Origin of the sequence: Pseudomonas defluvii (assembly GCF_001695625.1) — a bacterium.
Lineage (GTDB): Bacteria > Pseudomonadota > Gammaproteobacteria > Pseudomonadales > Pseudomonadaceae > Aquipseudomonas > Aquipseudomonas defluvii.
Genome location: NZ_MBPN01000201.1, coordinates 1 through 4011, shown reverse-complemented (window position 1 = coordinate 4011; position 4011 = coordinate 1). Strand labels below are relative to the sequence as shown.

Below are 4011 nucleotides of genomic sequence, written 5' to 3'. Positions count from 1 at the left end.
GGCCTGCAACAGGGTGCCTTCATGCGGCTGGAACACGCGGCCTATCTAAAAGGCCTTTTAAAGCCTTTTAAGGGTAAAGGGGACTTCGAGGCCTGGGCCAGCCAGTGCTTCGCCATGCGCGACGAGTTGATTGCCCTGGCACAGCGACAGGTACTGGAGCAGGCATGCGGGCACCCCTTCCACCTGCTGCCCATCGAACTGGCCCAACAGACCACTGGCGCAGGAACCGTCTTCTTGCGCTGGCGCAGACACGACAGGTCGGCCATGGGCGTGGCGCTGTGGCGGGAGCTGGTCGCCAGCAGCAGCACACCCGTCAACCTGCTGGCCGACCTGCACGCGATCGAGCTGCAGCGCATCACGTTGAACATGCAGATCAGCCTGCTGCACACCTTGGGCAGGCAGGCGCAGGAATGCGCCAGCAAGGCGGCCGAGGCGGACGACGCCTACCTGCGCCGGCTCACGCCCATTCCCGCCGCAATGCGCGATCGGTGATTGCGCCGGGCACCCAGCACGCTCCCGGCGCCGACGAGGCACGGGTATTTCAACCACCACGGAGATCACATCATGAGCACGCATTTTTCCGGCGAAGGCAACATCGGTTCGCCACCGGAGTACCGCGAATTCCCCAACGGCAACGACGAACCCAGTCGCCTGCTACGCCTGAACGTCTATTTCGACAACCCTGTGCCGAAGAAGGATGGCACGTTCGAGGACCGGGGCGGCTTCTGGGCGCCGGTGGAAATCTGGCACCGCGACGCCGAGCACTGGAAGGACCTGTACCAGAAAGGCATGCGCGTGCTGGTCGTCGGCCGCATGGAGCGCGAACCCTGGACGGATAACGAGGATCAGCCGCGCGAGACCTGGCAGATCAACGCGCGCAGCGTCGGCATCCTGCCGTACCGCATCGAATCCGTGACCCTCAGCCCGAAGCCGCAAGAGGCAGAGCCCAAGCCCCAGGCCGCGCAGGAACCGGCTGCGCCGAAAGAATCCAAGCGCAGGAAGTGAACCGGCATGGAGGGCGGTCGCACGTCTTCGCCGCCCTCCATGCGCTCGCGAGCTATCCCCAGGGGATAGCTCCACCAACGTCCACCGACTTTCACGCGCTCCCTCATATCGCGGCTCCCGGTCCGCACACCTGCGGCCACGCGCCACCCCCGCACAAGCCATTCCATCCCGTGAAAGCGGTCACCGCCGCATGCGGCTTGTTTGCTGCTGCCCCAGGTGGCGCTCGGCATCCTCGATTCCAGCAACTCCATGAACAACGGGAATCGGGATGGACGGACATGCGGCTGTTCTTGTGCGAGAAGCCCTCCCAGGGCAAAGACATTGGCCGGATTCTCGGTGCCACGCAGCGCGCTGAAGGCTGCCTCAACGGTTCCGGCGTCACCGTCACCTGGTGCATCGGCCATCTCGTAGAAGCCGCAGCGCCCGAAGCCTACGACGAGCAGTTGAAGCGCTGGTCCATCGAGCAGTTGCCCATCATTCCTCAGCACTGGCGGGTCGAGGTCAAACCGAAGACCGCCACGCAGTTCAAGGTCGTCAAGGCGCTTCTGGCTAAGGCGACCCAGCTTGTCATCGCCACAGATGCCGACCGCGAGGGCGAGTTGATCGCCCGCGAGATCATCGACCTGTGCGGCTACCGCGGCCCCATCGAACGGCTGTGGTTGTCGGCGCTCAACGATGCTTCCATCCGCGCGGCACTCGGCAAGCTCCGGCCATCGGCCGAGACGTTGCCGATGTACTACTCGGCGCTGGCACGCTCTCGGGCGGACTGGCTCGTCGGCATGAACCTCAGCCGCTTGTTCACGGTGCTGGGACGACAGGCTGGCTACGACGGCGTGCTGTCGGTCGGCCGCGTCCAGACCCCCACGCTCAAACTGGTCGTGGACCGCGACCGCGAGATCGCCGCCTTCGTGTCCGTGCCGTACTGGGCCATCGACGTGTCCCTGTCCGCTGGTGGCCAGGCTTTCACCGCGCAGTGGGTTCCCCCGAACACATGCACCGACGACGCCGGCCGCTGCCTGCAGCAGCCCATCGCGCAGCACGCCGCGCAGCAGATCCGCGCCGCGGACAGCGCCCAGGTGGTGGCGGTCGAAACCGAGCGCGTGCGGGAAGGCCCGCCGCTGCCGTTCGACCTGGGGACCTTGCAGGAGGTGTGTTCCAGGCAGCTTGGGCTCGATGTGCAGGAGACCTTAGACATTGCTCAGGCCCTATACGAGACGCACAAGGCCACGACGTACCCGCGCTCCGATTCGGGCTACCTGCCCGAAAGCATGTTCGCCGAGGTGCCAACGGTCCTCGACAGCCTGGTCAAGACCGATCCCTTGCTGCGACCGATCATGGACCAGCTCGACCGCACTCAACGCTCACGCGCCTGGAACGACGCGAAGGTGTCTGCTCACCACGGCATCATCCCGACGCTCGAACCGGCGAACCTCTCGACCATGAGTGAGAAAGAACTGGCAGTGTATCGGCTGATCCGGGCGCATTACCTGGCGCAATTCCTTCCTCACCACGAGTTCGACCGCACTGTGGCGAACCTCTCCTGCGGCCAGCAGACGCTGGCGGCCACCGGCAAGCAGGTCGTCGTCAAGGGTTGGCACCTGGTGCTGGCCGAACCGCAATCCGAGGAGGATGGCGACCCTGCGGCGCGCAGCCAGGTACTGCCCGCGCTGCGCGAGGGCCTGGCATGTCAGGTGGCCGACGTCGATCTGAAGGCGCTCAAGACGCTGCCCCCTCGACCCTATACGCAGGGCGAGTTGGTCAAGTCCATGAAGGGCGTCGCCAAACTGGTCTCGGACCCGCGCCTGAAACAGAAGCTCAAGGATACGGTCGGCATCGGCACCGAAGCGACGCGGGCCAACATCATCAGTGGCCTGCTGACGCGGGGCTACCTCGTGAAGAAGGGCCGCGCCATCCGTGCCTCGGATGCGGCCTTCACCCTGATCGACGCGGTGCCCACAGCGATTGCCGACCCAGGGACAACCGCCGTCTGGGAACAGGCGCTGGACATGATCGAAGCTGGACAGCTCACGCTGGACGTATTCATCGGCAAGCAGGCTGCATGGATCTCACAGTTGATCGCGCAGTACGGCAGCACGTCCCTGTCCATCAAGGTTCCCCACGGACCGCCTTGCCCACAGTGCGGCGCACCGACGCGCCAGCGCACCGGCAAGAGCGGCCCATTCTGGTCGTGCAGTCGCTACCCCGACTGCAAAGGCACGCTGCCGGTCGAATCCGGCACGTCCAGGCGTGGTGCCTCGCGCCCGCGCCGCAGCGGCCGCAAAGGCTCCTGACCGACCCCGTTCCCCGTGAGCCGTGCCCGCCATCGGCGGCGCGGCCTGTGTTCCGCACGCCCTGCGGGACGCCCAGCGCGCAACGCCTTCTTGTCCGTGTGCGCGTCCCGCCTGGCCGTCCCCGGCCGCGGGACCTGAAGGTAGCTTCTCCGCGAACCGCCTCCTGCGCGTTCTGCTGATCTGCATTTCTCCCGCCTCTGCGAAGGGTCCCCCGGTGGCTTGCCAAGCTGCGCGAGCCACCCGGAGACCCTTCGTGGTCAGCGGTATTCGGTGCCGGTGCCCGCCGGCGCAAAAACGGGCTCCCTTTGTGCGCGGATGTGCGCCAGACGATGCCGGCGCGAACCACGACATGCGCCGGGTGTGATTGCTGATGAGCAGACGGTTCTAGCGACGACCGGGCCTGCACCAGCCCACGGGTGGTTCTGTCCTCCCGAGCCGAAGGCCGCAGGGCCTTCGGCGCCTTTCTCCTGCCTATCAACGTCCCGGCCCGCCCCGGGCCACACGAACAGGAGACCCGACATGAACCCGCAACCTTGCACCCTTCGCGGTGCGCCCCAGGCCGCGCCACTGCTGTACGGCAGCGTGTGCAGCGGCATCGAGGCCGTGAGCCTCGCATGGCAACCCCTCGGCCTCAAAGCCGCGTGGTTCGCCGAGATCGAGCCGTTCCCGAGCGCCGTGCTCGCCCACCGTTACCCCCATGTGCCCAACCTGGGCG

At 66.3% G+C, this 4011-nt stretch carries 3 protein-coding genes and 1 pseudogene; all 4 read left to right on the top strand.

Annotated features, from left to right (window positions below; all coding sequences use genetic code 11):
* A partial coding sequence (locus EKA13_RS26170) for a DUF3158 family protein (protein WP_245704426.1) occupies window positions 1–492 on the top strand: 492 nt, incomplete at its 5' end.
* Window positions 493–564: 72 nt separating this feature from the next.
* On the top strand, window positions 565–1005 hold the full coding sequence (locus tag EKA13_RS26165) for a single-stranded DNA-binding protein (RefSeq protein ID WP_019726334.1): 441 nt from the start codon (window positions 565–567) through the stop codon (window positions 1003–1005).
* 278 nt (window positions 1006–1283) lie between these two features.
* A complete protein-coding gene (locus EKA13_RS26160; protein WP_009459717.1) occupies window positions 1284–3296 on the top strand; it encodes a DNA topoisomerase III in 2013 nt (670 codons plus the stop codon).
* A gap of 519 nt (window positions 3297–3815) precedes the next feature.
* A pseudogene (locus EKA13_RS26155) lies at window positions 3816–4011 on the top strand (DNA cytosine methyltransferase); the annotation flags it as partial.